Source organism: Actinokineospora sp., from assembly GCF_050699995.1.
GTDB lineage: Bacteria > Actinomycetota > Actinomycetes > Mycobacteriales > Pseudonocardiaceae > Actinokineospora.
On sequence record NZ_JBOHGC010000543.1, the window covers coordinates 1 to 1,833 of the forward strand.

Below are 1,833 nucleotides of genomic sequence, written 5' to 3' on the forward strand. Positions count from 1 at the left end.
CCCGCGGCCAGGCTCGCGGCGACCGACGCGGCGGCGTCGGCCCGGGCCAGCAGGTCGCGGGCGACCGGCAGGAACTGGGCGCCCGCCGCGTTGAGCGTGAGCCGTCCGCCGTCGCGGGTGAACAACCGGACCCCGAGTTCGGCTTCCAGCCCGCGCAGCTGGCGCGACAGCGACGGCTGCGCGACGTGCACGACCGCCGCGGCGGCGGACACCGAGCCGCTGTCCGCGACCGCGACCAGGTACCGCAGCGTGCGCAACTCCATCTATGCCTCCAAAGCATGGGAGTTGGAAAATATAGGTATTGGACAGCATAAGTGCCGGTAACCAGGCTGTGCGGCATGACGCTCACCCGCTCCGCGATCACCGTTCCCGGCCCCCGGTCGACCCTCCTGCACCAGCGAAAGACCGCGGCCGTCGCCGCCGGGGTGGGCACCGCGCTGCCGGTGTACGTCGAGCGGGCCGAGGGCGCGGTGCTCATCGACGTCGACGGCAACCGGCTGATCGACTTCGGTTCCGGGATCGCGGTCACGTCGGTCGGCCACGCTGCGCCGCGGGTGGTCGAGGCCGTGCGGCGCCAGGCCGCGGAGTTCACCCACACGTGCTTCATGGTCACGCCGTACGAGGAGTACGTGGCCGTCGCCGAGCAGCTCAACGACCTGACCCCCGGTGCGCACGAGAAGCGGTCGGCGCTGTTCAACTCCGGCGCGGAAGCGGTGGAGAACGCGGTGAAGGTCGCGCGCCACCACACCGGGCGCCCCGCCGTCATCGCGTTCGACCACGCCTATCACGGTCGGACCAACCTGACGATGGCGCTGACGGCGAAGAACATGCCCTACAAGCACCGGTTCGGCCCGTTCGCGAACGAGGTCTACCGCGCGCCGATGGCCTACCCGTACCGGTGGCCGACGGGTCCGGCGGTGTGCGCCGCCGAGGCGTTCGACCAGTTCGTGGCCCTGGTGCGCACCCAGGTCGGCGCCGAGAACACCGCGGCGGTCATCATCGAGCCCATCCAGGGCGAGGGCGGCTTCATCGTGCCCGCGCCGGGGTTCCTCGCCCGGGTCGCCGACTGGTGCGACCTGCACGGGATCGTGCTGATCGCCGACGAGATCCAGACCGGGTTCTGCCGGACCGGCGACTGGTTCGCCAGCGAGTTCGAGGGCGTCGTCCCCGACATCGTCACCACGGCCAAGGGCATCGCGGGCGGGCTGCCGCTCGCGGGGGTGACCGGCCGCGCCGACATCATGGACTCGGTCCACTCGGGCGGTCTGGGCGGGACCTACGGCGGGAACCCGGTCGCCTGTGCCGCCGCGCTGGCCACGATCGAGACCATGTGGGCCGAGGACCTGTGCGGCGCCGCGCGGCGCGTCGAGTCGGTGCTGCGCCCCGGGTTGACGGCGCTGGCCGGCGAGTACGACGCGATCGGTGAAGTGCGCGGGCGCGGGGCGATGCTCGCGGTCGAACTGGTGCGCGGCGGGACGAAGGAGCCCGACGCCGACCTGGCGGCGCGGGTGTCGGCGTTCTGCCACCGCGCGGGGCTGATCACGCTCACCTGCGGGACCTACGGCAACGTGTTGCGCTTCCTGCCGCCGCTGGTCATCGAGGACGCGCTGCTCCATGAAGGCCTGGAGATCCTCGGGGACGCGTTCGCCGCGGCGGTGGCCCGATGACCGGCATGTTCATCGACGGCGAGGTCGTCACCGGTTCCGCGGGCGCCTTCGCGGTGCTCGACCCGTCGACCGGCGCGCCCATCGGCGAGGTGCCGCGGGCGGGGCTCGACGATCTGGACCGCGCGGTGACCGCGGCGGCGCTGGCGCAGCCGGGATGGGCGGCGAC

General features: G+C 72.8%; 3 protein-coding genes. 2 read left to right on the plus strand and 1 reads right to left on the minus strand.

Features of this window, described 5'->3' with window-relative positions:
- Positions 1–263 (minus strand): LysR family transcriptional regulator (locus ACRDSQ_RS26630; protein ID WP_431424735.1); only part of this gene is annotated, 263 nt, incomplete at its 3' end.
- A 75-nt stretch (positions 264–338) separates the two neighbouring features.
- On the opposite strand from ACRDSQ_RS26630, the gene gabT reads away from it, so the two are divergent.
- Together gabT and ACRDSQ_RS26640 are read left to right on the plus strand one after the other, a co-directional pair.
- Positions 339–1,667 (plus strand): 4-aminobutyrate--2-oxoglutarate transaminase, encoded by a 1,329-nt coding sequence (gene gabT / locus ACRDSQ_RS26635; RefSeq protein WP_431424736.1) that lies wholly within the window; start codon positions 339–341, stop codon positions 1,665–1,667.
- A 5-nt stretch (positions 1,668–1,672) separates the two neighbouring features.
- Positions 1,673–1,833: aldehyde dehydrogenase family protein (locus ACRDSQ_RS26640; protein WP_431424738.1), on the plus strand; the 161-nt coding region annotated here is incomplete at its 3' end.